Origin of the sequence: Leptospira sarikeiensis, assembly GCF_004769615.1 — a bacterium.
GTDB lineage: Bacteria > Spirochaetota > Leptospiria > Leptospirales > Leptospiraceae > Leptospira_B > Leptospira_B sarikeiensis.
Genome location: NZ_RQGF01000035.1, coordinates 284,940 through 299,852 on the forward strand (window position 1 = coordinate 284,940; position 14,913 = coordinate 299,852).

Genomic DNA, 14,913 nt, shown 5'->3' on the forward strand with positions numbered 1-14,913 from the left:
ATAAAGATCAGTTCCCCTCTCCAGGAGGAAGGACTGAGTCGTCTTATTTTCAGATTTTTACGAGGAGAGGTATCAGAGTATGAGCCTAAATACCCAAGACAAACTTAAGATCGTTAATCGTTTTTCTTATATCAGAAGCAACATCGAAGTCGGTACAACCGATAAGGGAGAAGCTTTCCTTTTCACTAAGGAAAATATCTCTGCCGGAGAGGTAGTAGCTGTTTGGGGAGGCAAAGCAGTTCATAAGAACGAGCTTGCAGGTCTTTCCGGACTTTCTTCTCCTCATAGAGTGCATAAGGACTTTTACTTAGTTTCTCCTTTGCATGATGACGGGATCGACTCCGTGCATTATATCCGCCAATCTGCGGACGCAAACTGTGGTTTCCAAGGGGATATCACTCTGGTTGCTCTTCGTGACATCGAAGCTGGAACAGAGATTACTTATCATCCTGCGATGAAAAACCCAGAACTTGCATGGGCTCGCAACGAAGAGGCTGAGATCGTTCGCAAACGTTTTAATGGAAGTTTCCCTACTTATATCCAATCCAAGATCGAATCCGATCCTGAATTGAAAGTATACGAGCCTTTCAAAGACGGAGCTTGGGGACTTCTCACTTCTATCGACCTGGAAAATTGTGACGCGGCTCTAATTCGTGACGCAGATGCGATCAAACAATATGTGATCGAGCTTTGCGACCTGATCGAAATGAAACGTTTTGGCGAGACCCAAGTAGTTTATTTCGGAGAGGACGATCGTGTTGCTGGTTATTCCATGGTGCAGTTGATCGAGACTTCTTGTATCTCCGCTCACTTCGCAAACGATACCAATACTTCTTATATCGATATCTTCTCTTGCAAGGGATACGATCCTAAAGTAGCGGCTGAGTTTACTCGCAAATTTTTCAAAGGCGCTGCAATGCGTCTTACAGTAACAAACCGCTTCTAAGAGGGGACTATTGGAACTTTGGCTGGACGAGACCCTCGAGTTACCTAACGGAAGGGCTCTCAAGATTAGAGTGAAGGAGTTCTTACATTCCCGTAAGACTCCTTTCCAAAAAATAGACGTATTCGAATCCCAAAGTTTCGGCAGAATGTTCACTCTGGACGGAGTGGTCATGATGACCGAGGCGGACGAGTTTGCGTATCATGAAATGATCGCTCACGTTCCTATGATGAGCCACCCGAATCCTGAGAAAGTTCTCGTGATCGGCGGCGGTGACGGTGGAACGGTTCGTGAGATCCTAAAACACCCTTCCGTAAAAGAAGTCCATCTTTGCGAGATCGATAAGGGAGTCGTAGACGTATGTTACGAATACTTTCCTGAGATCGCAAATGCGATGAAAGACCCAAGAGTAGTTCACGCGTATGAAGATGGAGCGAAATACGTTCAGGATTATAAGGAATACTTCGACGTTATCTGCGTGGATTCTTCCGATCCTGTTGGCCCTGCAGAAGTTTTATTCAAAAGACCTTTCTACGAGACAATGGCGGCTTCCTTGAAACAAGGTGGGATCTGCACCAGTCAGGCGGAAAGTTTTTACTATCACGGAAAGATAATTAAGGAATTATTCCAATTCATTCCTCAGGTATTCGATCATTGTGGATACTATTTCACAGTTGTTCCTACATATCCTTCCGGGATCATCGGATTCACTTATTGTTCTAAAGGTCCGGATCCTTATAAGGTCCAACCTGATCCGAATAGAGTTCCGAAAGGTTTAAAATACTACTCTGCCGAGATCCATAAGGCTGCGTTTACTCTTCCTCCATTCGCGCAAGAGTACATCGTAAGAAAATAATGGATTTCTATTCCAAATTCGTAAAAAGAAGGGAGAAGCTAAACTCCCTTCTTTGCGTTGGAATCGATCCTGATATCTCCAAACTTCCTCCTTCTCTAGAAAAAGTCCCGGATAGTCTCTACGTATTTTCCAGAGAGATCGTAGATGCTACCGCAGAATATGCAGTGGCTTATAAACCGAATATCGCCTTCTTCGAAGCTTTCGGATCGAAGGGAATAGAGCAGTTCGAAAAACTAATCTCTCATATCAAAACGAATCATCCTGAGATCCCGATCGTAGCAGATGCAAAACGAGGAGATCTGGATAATACTGCAAGACAATACGCTAAATTCTTTTTTAAAGAACTTGGAGTGGATTCTCTTACTCTTTCACCATACATGGGTTCCGATACCATCAAACCGTTCATAGAGGACGATTCCAGAATGGTGTTCTTACTCTGTTTGACTTCCAACCCGGATTCTGCGGAACTCCAACAAAAAACATTCTCAGAAACCGGCAGAACTCTATATAGGGAAGTAGCTGCTCTAAGTGAAAAATTCCCTGCAAAGAATGTAGGTTTAGTAGTCGGAGCAACACATCCAAAGGAATTATTAGAAATTCGTAAAGCTCATCCAGATCGGATCTTTTTAATCCCGGGTTACGGTGCTCAAGGCGCCTCCTTAGAAGAAGTTATCTCTGTTTGTGGAAAGAATTCACTCGTGAATTCTTCTAGAAGTATCATTTTCTCTTCTTCCGGTCCTGACTTTGCAGAAGCGGCCCGAAAAGCGGCAGCCTCAGTCACGGAGCAGATGAGAAAACTTTTAGTCTAAAAATCCGATCGGATTGTTTTTCAGGTCTGCAAGGCCTTTCCGGATCAAATACGGAAGTATAAGGACAAGAAAAACTGAAGAAGAAACTAAAATAATCCCAATGATACTCACGATTGAGTGGATCATTCTACTATAAGTTTCGTAAGGATAACCTATCTCGTATCTTCTTCCTTCCGTAGAGAATGTGTACCAAATGATATATACCGGTTTATTTCCTTGGAAAGAAAGTGTGCGATACATTCTTTTTGAAATGAAGTTCTCCCCGTCTTCTTCAGACGGTTCAGAGTGAAAAGAATTCTTGGGTGCGGAACTTGAGATCAAATATATTACGCTTTTAGGAAGAAGATTTCCTCTTCCTGATTTCAGATTTTCCCTCAGATTCTCTATTTCCGTACTTCTCGCTTCATCATAATGGCGTTCGATCAGGATAAAACTGATCCTTGCAACCACACAAAGTAGAATGAGCACTGTTGCTAAAGAGACACCTACAACCTTGATCATAAAAGAAGAAGGCTGTGGAAAATAATTCAAATACAGGACAGTATAGATAAAAAGTTGGAGGCTGATCGCAGATGTTAGGATCAGTTGGAAGTTCGAAAAGGAAAGATAACCGAATCCGTAAATTGTGTACATCATAGAGAATGAAGCATGAATTCCGACCGCCCACCCGAAATAACGGGAAGTTTTAACTAACTTTTTAATTTCGGCCCTGGCAGCATCGTCCGGATCTAAAGTATCTGCAGTTAGTTTTTTTCTTTCTATTCGATTTTGTCTTAAGACCACGAATAAGATCCAAATAAAAGTGAGAAAATGGATGGATCCCATCGGAGAGGTGGATTCCGGTTTTTGGAATTCGAACATCTGTATGCTGAAATTATAAGAAACTTCAGAATCTATATTTTTCATTACATAGAATAAAAAGCCGAACAGACCCGCCGAAAATATGATTGCTAATGCGGATCTGGAACCTTTCTTTTTATCCATTCCGAAGAAAGAATAAATAAAATATAATAATACAAAGTTCGAGAAAGAAGTATATAGCGCGATCAGAAAGCATGCCGGCTTGGAAAAGGCCGGGGAGAAGATCGCAGTTCTAATTAGAAATCCGAAATCTAAAAATAGGGTAAAGAGTAGATATACAACTAGGATCCAAGTTTGTCTTGTTTTATCTTTCAGGCTTAAAAGTGAGCCGAGTAGAAATACTGAGAATATGGTTCCTGAAATATAACCGATAGAATGGTATGAAAATTGGAAAATGTCCATACGAAGCAAACAAATATACGTTTGCTTCGTATTGTTTTTAGGTCGGATATAAGGTAAAACGAAAAATTACGTTATTCCTTTATAAAAGATAATAAGAATTGCGGGTGTGCTTAACGGATCTCTTCAGAGGTCTTATTGTCTTCCGTATTAGAAGGAGGGACTTCTTCTTGTTTCGGTTCTTCCTGCTTAGGCGCAGGTTCTTCTTTTTGTTTCGGAGATTCGATTTCCTGTTTTGAGGTTCCGGAGCTGCCAAAATAATATCCGAATCCGAAAATTCCGGAACCTTCTCCGTAAATATATTTCTCCCCTTGGAAATGTCTATTGATAGAAGCTCCTTCCAGTTCCAAAAACAGGAAACTATGCTCAAAATTCATTCGGACGCCTAGTTTTCCATAAGCACGTAGAGATGATTGTTTGGATCCTATATCTGCTATTCCAATACCGGCGCCTATATACGGATCAAATTTAGATCCGGGACGAAAATGAAATGTGGGGCCAAGATCCAAAAATGTTTTTGAGAAAGTGACCTTATCGATTGCTGCTGCGGCAGAAAGATAATAACCGAAATGATCGAAAGAAGGCGCAGAAAGTAACATTGCAGAAGCGAATTCGGTAGATTTATCAGGTGGAACGAAATAATTTCCTCTGTTTACTCCGAGTTCGAAACCTAAATTTTTAGGATTATACTCAAAGGAAGCTCTGTACGTTTCCGATCTTCCAGAAAGCCCGTATTGATATTCTGCCTGCCCGGCACCAACTCCGATCTTTGCGGTAAAGGGAGAGATCTGTGTCCCATCTCCTACCAAAGAAAAGGGTTCCGCGAAGATAGAATTCGGTATGAATAAGGAAATAGTAGAAAATAGAAAGATAGATATTAACTTTTTCTCAAATAGGATAATTCTCACTTATGGCTGCTCCGGTCTGTATTCCTGCTATATAAAACTTAATATACAAAGAAAATATTTGTTTCGATCTAAACTAGACTTTCTTTTATCAAAAACGTCTTACTTTAGGTATCTTTTCAGAATGGAAATGGGTCATATGAAATTGGATTTTCAGGAAAAAATTGGTATTTAGGAGAAGTGTCTGGAACTTTCAAAACTTTTGTCGGAATTCCTACAGTTATATACTGGGCCTGGGCTAACTCTCGTTTCCTTCGGGGCAGCGACTCTATTACCATTTAGCTCCGAAGCCGCTCTTATGGGGGCAATATGGTCTGGGCTTTCTCCTGGTGAAGCGGTTGTTTGGGCATCTATCGGTAATTGTGCGGCCTGTGCTTTCAATTATGGCTTGGGATATTGGTTCGGGAAAAGAATAGAGAAGAAGATCTCGGAATCTAAAACATATTCTGCCTGGGCGGATAAAATGTCCAGATGGGGATATTGGGCCTTAGGGTTTTCTTTTCTCCCATTTGTAGGAGATCCAATCACAGTACTATCCGGGTTCTTCCGCCAGAAGTTTTGGATATTTGTTTTGGTCGTTTTTTCTCTTCGAGTTTTAAGATACCTCGCTTTAGCATACGGGGTCAGCTTGTAATTTTTTGAAATACAGGAACTTATAATATTCTCCGAACCGATTTCGGATCTTAAAATTGTTTTACGAAATCTAGGTGAGTCCTTCTAATGACCGGACTTTGGAAAAATTTTTCCAAACCGCTTCTAACAAAATTAAGTCTATAGAGAAGCTTTCGGAAGCATTGTGGAAAATATTCCGTACATGTTTGCCGGTATAAATTAGCCAGGACTCGGAAGTTTTTGAAAAAGAATCCTCCTCTTAAAAAGAAATCGAAACAAAGTTCGGATCGTAAGAAGAAAAAACTCGCAATCGTAGGTGCCGGAATTGCAGGAATGGGATGTTCCTACTTTTTACGAAATGATTACGATATCACCGTTTTTGAAAAAGGGAACTATATCGGAGGACATACCAATACAGTATTCGTCCCCGAAGACGGTTCTAAGATACCGATCGATACGGGTTTTATAGTATTCAATCATGCAACTTATCCGAACTTAAAACGTTTTTTTGAAGAACTGAATGTTCCTACAAAGAAGACAAGTATGTCTTTCAGTGTGCAACATGTTCAGGATCAGTTGGAATTTTGCGGTTCAGGGTTGAATGGTTTATTCGCTCAGAGGAAGAATTTATTCAATTTCAGGTTCTTACGTTTACTTCTGAATATAAACCGCTTCAATGAAGAAGCACCTCGTATATTGGAAGATCCTAAATATAAAGAATATTCTTTAAGTAGATATATCCAAGAGTCAGGATTTCATCCGGATTTGCTCACTTATTATCTAGTCCCGATGAGCTCCGCGGTTTGGTCTACGCCGGAGGATCTTATGTTGGAGTTCCCCGCATATTCATTGGTTCGTTTCTTTTTGAATCATGGTTTTCTAGGTTTAAATACCCAGCATCAATGGTATACGGTTCACGGAGGATCGATCGAATATGTCAAAAGATTGATCTCTCCTTCTAAAGATCGTTATCATACTAGTTCAGAAGTAGTTGGGGTAGAGCAGATCCAGGGTGGAAAGGCAAAGCTCAATTTCAAAAAAGGGAAATCGCAAATTTTCGATAAAGTAATATTAGCCTGCCATGCGGACAGTTCATTAACTATCCTTAAAAAGCCGACATCTTTGCAGAAGGAATTACTTTCACAATTTGAATATCAGAAGAATATCGCGACTCTTCATACCGATCCGTCAGTAATGCCTATTACAAAATCTACATGGTCCTCATGGAACTATAGAATGGATTCGATGGGTGGTAAGATCCATCCCCATACGATCTATTGGATGAACAGTTTGCAGGACGTTTCCAAGAAAGGGGATTATTTCCTTTCCATTGGGGATCCTGGCTTAGTCGATCCTAAAAAGGTCTTGAAAAGAATTGAATACGAGCATCCTCTTTTTCACGTCGGTTCCTTAAAAGCGCAAGTTCGATTATCCGAGTTAAATGAAAAAGGACCTATTTATTTTTGCGGAAGTTATTTTAGATATGGATTCCATGAAGATGCGTTTTGGTCCGCAAAAAATCTATCTGAGAGCCTTCTAGGCAGAAAGATATGGGACTAAATTCTAAGATCATAGAAGCCAAGGTCATGCATGATCGTAAGATCCCTAAGCCGAACCGGTTTAGATACGGTATTTTTACGTTCCAATTGGATTTGGATGAGCTTAATTCTGTAAACGATCGTTTAAAACTCTTTGGAAATAATAAATTTCAAGTCTTTTCCTTCTATGATCGGGACCATCTGAATTTCGGGAAAGAAGGTATAAAGGAAAATTTTTTACAGTACTTATCCGAACAGGGAGTCAAAGAGAAGGTAGAAAAGGTAACGCTAATCACCAACCTCAGAGTATTCGGCTATGTCTTTAACCCGGTCTCTTTTTATTTTGCCGAGGATAAAGATGGAAATCCTGTTTGCGCCGTTGTAGAGGTTGGGAACACATTCGGAGAAATGAAATTATACTTCCTCGGAAAAGGATCCTTAGAACAAAAAGGATTTAGAAAAAAAGAGAGGAAGTACTTCTACGTTTCTCCATTCGTCGGTTTGGACTCCGAGTTTGATTTTCATTTGGATCCGCCTAAAGGTGGAAAAATTAGTCTCAGGATTGACGCTTTCGAAAAAGGAGAAAGGGTCATGGTGACTACTTATACCGGAAATGCTCGAGAACTTACCGATCTAAATTTACTTTGGATGTTCTTAAAATATCCCTTCGTAACTCTGAAGGTGATTGGGCTCATCCATTGGCAGGCATTACTTCTTTACCTGAAAAAAATTCCCTTCATTCGAAAAGATGATGGGATAGATAAACAAAGAGGATTGCATTTTGGAAGGCGATAATATTGCAAAGGCAGAATCACTGCAGCAAAACCTGAATGCCGATGTAGGCGTTTTAAGTTTTTACGAAAGAATATTTTTCTCTGCATTATCCGGTATGAGAAAAGGATCCTTAAGGATCTTGTTTCCGGACGGAGGACAAAGATATTTAGGAGATCCGAACTCTTCTGATCCCCAGGAATTTCATCACGCGATCATCCAGGTCAAGGATAGAAGTTTTTTCAAAAAATTGGTCTTATATGGAGATATAGGGCTCGCAGAATCTTATATGGATGGGGATTGGGATACGGATGATATCCGTGCTATCATCTGTTGGTTCTTATTGAATGTAGAAAGTACTCCTTCTATTAGCGGTTCTAAAAAGAATTTTTTACATCTCGCGTTTATGAACATAGGGAATAGATTGCTACATCTATTTAGGAATAATTCTGTTAGAGGAAGTAGGAAGAATATCTCCGAACATTATGATCTAGGAAACGATTTTTATAAGAAATTCTTGGATCCTACTATGACGTATTCCTGCGCCTACTTTTCTGAAAAAACCAACTCATTGGAAGAAGCTCAGATCGCTAAAATAGAGAATTTATGTAAGAAGTTACAATTAAAACCTTCAGACCATTTATTGGAGATTGGTACCGGATGGGGAGCCTTCTCCACATATGCCGCGAAAAATTACGGTTGTAAAGTCACATCTTATACGATTTCAGAAGAACAATATAGATTTGCGACTTCTAAGATCAAAGAGATGGGCCTAGAAAATCGGATCGAAGTCCGATTGGAAGATTATCGCAAGGTAGAAGGTTCTTATGACAAGATCGTTACTGTAGAAATGTTGGAAGCGGTAGGTCACGAGTACTTCGAGGATTTTTTCTCTATGTGTCATCGCGTTTTGAAAAAAGACGGGCTCATGGCCCATCAGATCATTACTTGTCCGGACTCAAGATATGAGTCTTTCAGAAAGGGAGTGGATTTTATCCAAAAACATATTTTCCCTGGGTCTCTCATTCCTTCCATGGCAAGGATCAATCAGGCAATCAATAATACCGGAGATATGTTCCTACATGAGTTGGAAGATATAGGAAGATATTATGATCGTACTTTAATGTCTTGGCATAATGGTTTTGAGGAAAACCTATCCTTAATAAGAAGTATGGGTTATGAAGAATCTTTCTTACGCAAATGGAGATATTACTTTTCCTATTGTGCAGCTGCTTTTCATATGAGAAATATCAGTGTGGTCCAAGTAGTGTATACTAGGCCGAATAATCTCGGATTGAATTCATAAGTGACTGAAATAGAAAAACCAAAACTCTCGTTTTTTACTAAAGCAAAGGAAAGGGTCCTGGAAGAGCTGAAAACCGGGACTAGTCCTCAAAAAATAGCTCTTTCCTTAGCCTTAGGAGCTTCGATCGGGATCTTTCCTTTGATCGGAACGACTATGGCCCTCTGTGCGCTTTTAGGATTTATTTTAAGATTAAACCCTGTCTCTATACAAGTCGCAAATTATGCAGCGTATCCATTTCAGGTTTTTCTAATTATTCCTTTTTTAAAATTGGGTGCATATATTTCAGATAAGGAATTGGATCTAAGCTGGGCTTACAAACTAACGGAAGGGGATAGCTCGAAAGTGTTAGAAGGTTTGTCCCATTCTGCAGGATATGCGGTATTAGGTTGGGTCTCTGTTGTTCCGGTTCCTGCTTTGTTCTCCTATTTTTTACTTCTATTTCTTGTTAAAAAAGCGAACCAAGTGATCCGCAAATCATAAGTTTTTATCGGAGTATCGAATGTACGAAAAAGCATTATCCTTAATGTTTAGCGCCTGGGTGGTTATATTCTTTTTGATGAGCCTTCTTTGGTTGATCGGCAAACTGATCAAAAATTATTCGATCGTAGATGTTGGCTGGGGTTTATGCATCTCTACTGTCGCGATCATTTACTTTTTATTAGGTGATGCCTATTCAGTTAGAAAGGCAATTTTCGCATTTATGGCGACATTTTGGGGATGGAGACTTTCGTACTTCATACTCACTACCAGGGTTTTAACTGGCCATGAGGATGCTAGATACACCGAGTTCCGAAAAGATTACGGAGAACAAGTAGATAGAAAGTTTTTTACCAATGTATTCCAATTCCAAGGAGTGCTCGGAGTAATTTTAAGTATTCCGTTTCTTTTTCCCGCTTTAAATCCTTCTATCGAAACTCATCCATTGGAATTGATCGGCCTTACAGTTTTTATCTTAGGTGTTTGGGGAGAATCGGTCGCAGATTTTCAATTGGCCGAATTCAAGGCGGATCCGAAAAATAAAGGAAAAGTTTGCGATATTGGACTCTGGAGATATAGTAGGCATCCGAATTATTTTTTTGAATGGGTGATCTGGGTATCATTCGGACTTGTTTCTTTGGCCTCTCCTTGGGGTTGGATCGGTTTATTTTCTCCACTCATCATGTTCATTTTGCTAACAAAGATCACAGGGATCCCTCTGAACGAAGTCGGGCAAATCAAATCAAAAGGGAATCTGTATATAGAATATAAAGAAAGAACGAGTGCTTTCTTTCCTTGGTTTCCAAAAAAATAAATTATCAATATAAAATATAGGGATCTATAGTATGAGTCTGATCTATTCTTTAATGGAGAAGGATGTTTTTCCGGATTGGTTGATCCGATTTAGGATCAGGCAATTATTACGATTGCGCCTAAAACAGGAAGATAAAGGCAGCTTGGAGAAAAACCAAGAGCAGTTGATCCAATATGTGAACTCCTTAAAAAAATCCCCTGTAGCTGTTCATACAAAGGCAGCGAATGAGCAGCACTACGAGGTCCCGGCAGAGTTTTTTAAACTTGTGATGGGAAAACATATGAAATATAGCTCCGGATATTGGAGCTCCCCAAATGTGGATTTTAACGAATCCGAGAGAGCGATGCTCGAACTAACATGCAAACGTGCTCAACTAGAGAATGGCATGAGCGTGCTCGATTTGGGATGTGGCTGGGGTTCCTTGTCACTCTATATAGCTGAAAATTATCCTAAATGTAAGGTCACGGGAGTTTCTAATTCCAAAAGCCAAAAAAAATTCATAGACTCTGAGGCCAAAAAGAGGGGTTTGAAAAACCTGAATATACTCACGATGGATATGAATGTCTTTAAGACAAATCTCAAATTCGATCGTATCATCTCTGTTGAGATGTTAGAGCATATGAAAAACTATGAACTATTATTCGAAAGATTAGCAGGTTTTCTAAAGCCCAAAGGTCTTTTCTTTGTTCATATATTCACTCATAAAAAATTCGCATATCCTTTTGAAGTAGTAGATGATACGGACTGGATGGCGAAATATTTTTTCACAGGAGGGCAGATGCCTTCCCATGATCTATTTTTATATTTCCAAAAGGATTTTTTGATCCAAGACCAATGGGTGGTAAACGGTAAAAATTATGCTCTTACCTCGGAAGCTTGGCTTTCGAATATGTATAAGAACAAGGTAGAGATCTTAAATATTTTGGGCGATACGTATGGAAAAGATCAGGCAGTAAAATGGTTCGTATATTGGAAGACATTCTTTATGGCCTGTGCAGAACTTTGGAAATATAAGAATGGGGAAGAATGGATCGTTTCCCATTATCTTTTCCGAAAAAATAAGGCTTAAGCTTTAAGTCCAGTATACAAGAATTGGATCAGGTCTTTTGTGATCTTTCTTGCTTGTTTTAGATCCACAGAACGAAACATCATTTGTTGTCCTAAAAGAAGAACTGCAACTCCGTGAGCCATGGTCCAAGCGGAAGTTGCGACCTTCTCGGTATTTCCTTCCGCGATCAAACCTGCATTCTCGCAATCCCGAATGATCTCCACAATGATCTTGAATGTTTGATCTTCCGTTTTAACTAAAGAATCATACTTTAAATGGCTTTCTATCTGATTCCCATACATGATGCGGAAAAGATCCGGATGTTCCAAAGCGAATTCTACATAAGAAACTCCTGCTTCTCTGAATAATAACAAAGGTCTTTTCTTATATTTCAATCTTAAGGCTCTTTGTCTTTCCGCTAACATTATAAAACCTTCTTCGGCAATATCAGCGTATAAGGATTCTATATCCGGATAATGTCTGTAAGGAGCGGATTGGCTTACTCCTGCGAGAGTCGCTGCTTTTCTGAGGCTTAACGCCTTATAACCTTCTTCCTTTAAGATCCGAATAGAAGCATCTAAAAGTGCTCTTTTTAGGTCTCCGTGGTGGTATGAATTTTTTTCTTGGGAATTTTTCATGTTGACAGCTATTACATTAAAGGGTCTAATAATTGAAATTAATGTGTTCAGTGTTCACATTGAATGCGAATGAGAGGTTTTGTCAATGAATATTGATCAAGTAGGAAACGAATTCGATATTATATTTATAGGTTCCGGAATGGGAAGCTTAACTACCGCTAGTCTTCTGGCCCAATCTGCGGGTAAGAAAATTTTGGTTCTGGAAAAACATTTTCAACCGGGCGGTTTTACTCATGAGTTCCAAAGAAAACAAGGAAAGTATCATTGGGATGTAGGAATTCACTATGTAGGCGATATGCACGAAGGTGGACTTTGTAAGAAGATCTCGGATAAGATTACTCGCTGGCAACTCACCTGGAAAAGAATGCCGGACCCTTTCGAACGTTTGGTATTCCCTAATCGAAATTTCGATATTTATGGAGATCCGGAAAAGTTCAAATCGGATCTGATTAGTCAATTCCCAGAGGAAGAGGAAGCAATCGAAAGATATTTAAAGGATATTAGAAAAATTTCAGTTCTTTTCGGAAAGGCAATCATGATGAGGCTTTCTCCTCCACCTTTGGATTCTCTCATCGGTATACTGGGAGAAGGGAACGTAGTAACTCTCAAGGATTATTTCGATAAAAATTTCAAGAGTGAAGATCTAAAAGGAATTCTCGCAGCACAATGGGGAGATTATGGACTTCCACCTTCTAAAGTCGCTTTTGCGATGCACGCTACATTAGTGCAGCATTATATTAACGGAGGTTATTATCCAGTGGGCGGCGCCGGAAAAATTTTCGATACAATAGAACCGGTCCTTCAAGAAAATGGCGGCGCGGTCTTATCTTCTGTCGAAGCAAAGGAAATCCTGATCAAGGATGGGAAGGTCGTAGGAGTTAAGGCAAAAGCGTTAAGGGGAGAGGGACATGAAAGGGACTTCTTCGCTCCGGTAGTAATCTCCTGCGCGGGAGCTTACCCTACCTATACAAAACTGATCCCGGATTCATACCCGATATCTTTCAGAAAGGATCTAAAAGATTTTTATAATAGAGAAAGAATGACTACAAGTATTTGTCTCTATCTAGGCCTTTCCGAGAGTCCTGCGAAATTCGGATTTAAAGGGGAGAACTATTGGATTTTCGCTTCTCCTGATCATGATAAAAATTTCTCGGAAAGGAATGATTGGCTTTCGGAAAGTGATGAAATACCGAATCTATATCTTTCTTTTCCAAGTTTGAAAAATCCGGAAGCAAAGTCTCATACTATGGATGTAATCACATTCACAGATTATTCTAATTTTGCGGAATGGAAAGACGAACCTTGGAAAAAGAGGGGAGAGGAATATAAGGAATTTAAGGAGAAGATCATAAATCGTATCCTTACCACATTGGAGTCCAGATTTCCTGGTCTTACTAAGTTGGTCGAATTTGCAGAACTTTCCACCCCGATCACGAATGAACATTTTACTTCTCATCCGGACGGTGCTATCTATGGTTTGGCTTGTGTGCCCGAAAGATATAAGAAGGAAAAATGTCCTTGGTTTGACGTTAGAACTCCGGTTGAAGGCCTATATTTAACTGGGGCGGACGCTGCTTCTCCAGGAATTGCCGGTGCGATGATGGGGGGATTAGCCGCTGCTCTGGCAGTAACTGGCAATGCAAATCTACTAAGAGAATTAAGAAATTAGAAAATTCTAATGAAAGAGATCCCGTTTTACACTACGAGTGCGATTTTATCCCCGTTTTTACTCTGGCAAGGCCTGAGGATCCGTAAAAAGATCCCTCGTCTTCCGGAGGCAACGGGGCCGGATTTCGGAGAGATCCCCGGTAAAAAGCCGATCCGGCTTTTAGTGATCGGAGAATCTACAGTCGCTGGCGTAGGGATCTCCGATTATAAAAGTTCTTTAACCGGACAAATCGCATCCGTTCTCTCTCGTAAAACCGGGCGAAAGATCTTCTGGCAAGCGATCGGAGAGAGCGGAATTACGGTTAAGGAAGCTGTTCAAAAATTCGGATCTAGACTTCCCCAAAAAAGTCCGGATCTAATCGTGATTGCCTTAGGTGCAAACGATGTCTTGAAATTGAATACCCAAAAGAAATGGTCTTCCGAGTTGGAAGAACTGATCGGCATCTGTAAGAATAAATATCCTAAGGTTTCGATCTTTATTGCGGGTGTTCCTCCTGTTGGGATTTTTCCTTCTCTGCCTTGGCTTTTAAGATCTATATTAGGTTGGAAGGCGAGATTGCTCGATCAAGCTTCTTCCTACATTTCTTTGAGACTGCAGAATGTATTTCATGTTCCGATGAGAAAGATCGGCTCTATTCCTTCCGAAGGAATTTTTTGCTCCGACGGATTTCATCCTTCCAGTGAAGGTTGTGCTCTCTGGGGAGAAGAAATTGTGGATTCGATCCAGACAGTCCTGATATAGTATCGATCTGTGGGAATTCCAACAATGGGCGGCTCCTTCGCAGTCGCTCGGACCAGGCTGCTACGGGCTCCGCTTTCGCTTCGGTCCTTCGGACTTCCCCTTCGCATCCTTGCCGCGGTTGTTTACCGAGATCTTTTACTGAAAGACAACTGATGTGTAATTATTATATACTTGTACATCACTTTAAACTGAAATCGGAATGGATACTCCCCACCCTTATTTGGGCGGGGGCCGGTGCGGTGGTACAATGAATTTGCTTAGCACAATTTAATTTTTCCTTCAAGGACTTTTTCTTTAAACGTTTTGTAGGAACTCCTACAAATGAATTTGTATTCCGGAATTTGAATCAAAAGAGATTAGCCTCGAATTCAGTGATATCCTTCTTATCTTCGCGGCTTCGCGTGAAAAAATTTCACTACATACAAGAGATTCGATCGTTAGAAACCCGCCAGGGATGCGAAGGGCTTGTCCCACCGAAGGTGGGATGAGGCGATAGCCGAACCCGTAGCAGCCCGGTCTTTGCGTT

15 protein-coding genes are annotated in these 14,913 nt (G+C 40.4%); 12 read left to right on the forward strand and 3 right to left on the reverse strand.

Annotated features, from left to right (window positions below):
- Positions 1-79 precede the first annotated feature (79 nt).
- The 3 genes from EHQ64_RS18135 to pyrF are packed head-to-tail and all read left to right on the forward strand — an operon-like array spanning position 80 to position 2,608.
- On the forward strand, positions 80-946 hold the full coding sequence (locus EHQ64_RS18135) for an S-adenosylmethionine decarboxylase (protein ID WP_135651201.1): 867 nt from the start codon (positions 80-82) through the stop codon (positions 944-946).
- Between the two features lie 10 nt (positions 947-956).
- Positions 957-1,799 carry a polyamine aminopropyltransferase gene (gene speE / locus EHQ64_RS18140; protein ID WP_100725017.1) on the forward strand — a complete coding sequence of 281 codons (843 nt, stop codon included), beginning with the start codon at positions 957-959 and terminating at the stop codon, positions 1,797-1,799.
- The gene (gene pyrF, locus EHQ64_RS18145; RefSeq protein ID WP_135651202.1) at positions 1,799-2,608 is read left to right on the forward strand and encodes an orotidine-5'-phosphate decarboxylase; all 810 of its coding nucleotides are present in this window, start codon (positions 1,799-1,801) and stop codon (positions 2,606-2,608) included. Before speE ends, pyrF begins: the two co-directional genes overlap by 1 nt.
- Here pyrF and EHQ64_RS18150 read toward each other — a convergent pair.
- Entirely contained in the window at positions 2,600-3,871 is a 1,272-nt protein-coding gene (locus EHQ64_RS18150) for a HAMP domain-containing protein (RefSeq protein WP_135651203.1), read from the reverse strand. The genes pyrF and EHQ64_RS18150 overlap by 9 nt on opposite strands.
- Positions 3,872-3,981: 110 nt before the next feature.
- Positions 3,982-4,776, reverse strand: coding sequence for a porin family protein (locus tag EHQ64_RS18155; protein ID WP_246048832.1), 795 nt, complete (start codon positions 4,774-4,776; stop codon positions 3,982-3,984).
- Between the two features lie 181 nt (positions 4,777-4,957).
- On the opposite strand from EHQ64_RS18155, the gene EHQ64_RS18160 reads away from it, so the two are divergent.
- The 7 genes from EHQ64_RS18160 (at position 4,958) to EHQ64_RS18190 (ending at position 11,360) form a co-directional block, all read left to right on the forward strand.
- Positions 4,958-5,407, forward strand: a complete 450-nt coding sequence (locus EHQ64_RS18160; protein WP_135651204.1) for a YqaA family protein — start codon at positions 4,958-4,960, stop codon at positions 5,405-5,407.
- A 218-nt stretch (positions 5,408-5,625) separates the two neighbouring features.
- Positions 5,626-6,945, forward strand: coding sequence for an NAD(P)/FAD-dependent oxidoreductase (locus EHQ64_RS18165; RefSeq protein ID WP_135651205.1), 1,320 nt, complete (start codon positions 5,626-5,628; stop codon positions 6,943-6,945).
- Positions 6,936-7,718, forward strand: coding sequence for a DUF1365 domain-containing protein (locus tag EHQ64_RS18170; protein ID WP_135651206.1), 783 nt, complete (start codon positions 6,936-6,938; stop codon positions 7,716-7,718). The genes EHQ64_RS18165 and EHQ64_RS18170 overlap by 10 nt, the downstream gene beginning before the upstream one ends.
- Positions 7,705-9,000 (forward strand): SAM-dependent methyltransferase, encoded by a 1,296-nt coding sequence (locus EHQ64_RS18175; RefSeq protein ID WP_135651207.1) that lies wholly within the window; start codon positions 7,705-7,707, stop codon positions 8,998-9,000. Before EHQ64_RS18170 ends, EHQ64_RS18175 begins: the two co-directional genes overlap by 14 nt.
- Positions 9,001-9,480, forward strand: a complete 480-nt coding sequence (locus EHQ64_RS18180) for a DUF2062 domain-containing protein (RefSeq protein ID WP_135651208.1) — start codon at positions 9,001-9,003, stop codon at positions 9,478-9,480.
- Positions 9,481-9,499: 19 nt separating this feature from the next.
- Entirely contained in the window at positions 9,500-10,291 is a 792-nt protein-coding gene (locus EHQ64_RS18185; RefSeq protein ID WP_135651209.1) for a DUF1295 domain-containing protein, read from the forward strand.
- 31 nt (positions 10,292-10,322) lie between these two features.
- Positions 10,323-11,360 carry an SAM-dependent methyltransferase gene (locus tag EHQ64_RS18190; RefSeq protein WP_135651210.1) on the forward strand — a complete coding sequence of 346 codons (1,038 nt, stop codon included), beginning with the start codon at positions 10,323-10,325 and terminating at the stop codon, positions 11,358-11,360.
- Here the strand turns inward: EHQ64_RS18190 and EHQ64_RS18195 are convergent.
- Complete coding sequence (locus EHQ64_RS18195; protein WP_135651211.1) at positions 11,357-11,977, reverse strand: TetR/AcrR family transcriptional regulator; 621 nt, start codon at positions 11,975-11,977, stop codon at positions 11,357-11,359. The two genes, EHQ64_RS18190 and EHQ64_RS18195, sit on opposite strands and share 4 nt — an antisense overlap.
- 85 nt (positions 11,978-12,062) lie before the next feature.
- Here EHQ64_RS18195 and EHQ64_RS18200 point away from each other — a divergent pair, with 85 nt between their 5' ends.
- Positions 12,063-13,646 (forward strand): phytoene desaturase family protein, encoded by a 1,584-nt coding sequence (locus EHQ64_RS18200; RefSeq protein WP_135651212.1) that lies wholly within the window; start codon positions 12,063-12,065, stop codon positions 13,644-13,646.
- 9 nt (positions 13,647-13,655) lie between these two features.
- On the forward strand, positions 13,656-14,387 hold the full coding sequence (locus tag EHQ64_RS18205; RefSeq protein WP_135651213.1) for an SGNH/GDSL hydrolase family protein: 732 nt from the start codon (positions 13,656-13,658) through the stop codon (positions 14,385-14,387).
- The last annotated feature ends 526 nt before the right edge of the window (positions 14,388-14,913 follow it).

Coding starts and splice junctions, on each gene's coding strand:
- EHQ64_RS18135 (WP_135651201.1), top strand. CDS start 80: ATGAGCCTAAATACCCAAGACAAACTTAAGATCGTTAATCGTTTTTCT.
- pyrF (WP_135651202.1), top strand. CDS start 1,799: ATGGATTTCTATTCCAAATTCGTAAAAAGAAGGGAGAAGCTAAACTCC.
- EHQ64_RS18150 (WP_135651203.1), bottom strand. CDS start 3,871: ATGGACATTTTCCAATTTTCATACCATTCTATCGGTTATATTTCAGGA.
- EHQ64_RS18170 (WP_135651206.1), top strand. CDS start 6,936: ATGGGACTAAATTCTAAGATCATAGAAGCCAAGGTCATGCATGATCGT.
- EHQ64_RS18185 (WP_135651209.1), top strand. CDS start 9,500: ATGTACGAAAAAGCATTATCCTTAATGTTTAGCGCCTGGGTGGTTATA.
- EHQ64_RS18190 (WP_135651210.1), top strand. CDS start 10,323: ATGAGTCTGATCTATTCTTTAATGGAGAAGGATGTTTTTCCGGATTGG.
- EHQ64_RS18195 (WP_135651211.1), bottom strand. CDS start 11,977: ATGAAAAATTCCCAAGAAAAAAATTCATACCACCACGGAGACCTAAAA.
- EHQ64_RS18200 (WP_135651212.1), top strand. CDS start 12,063: ATGAATATTGATCAAGTAGGAAACGAATTCGATATTATATTTATAGGT.
- EHQ64_RS18205 (WP_135651213.1), top strand. CDS start 13,656: ATGAAAGAGATCCCGTTTTACACTACGAGTGCGATTTTATCCCCGTTT.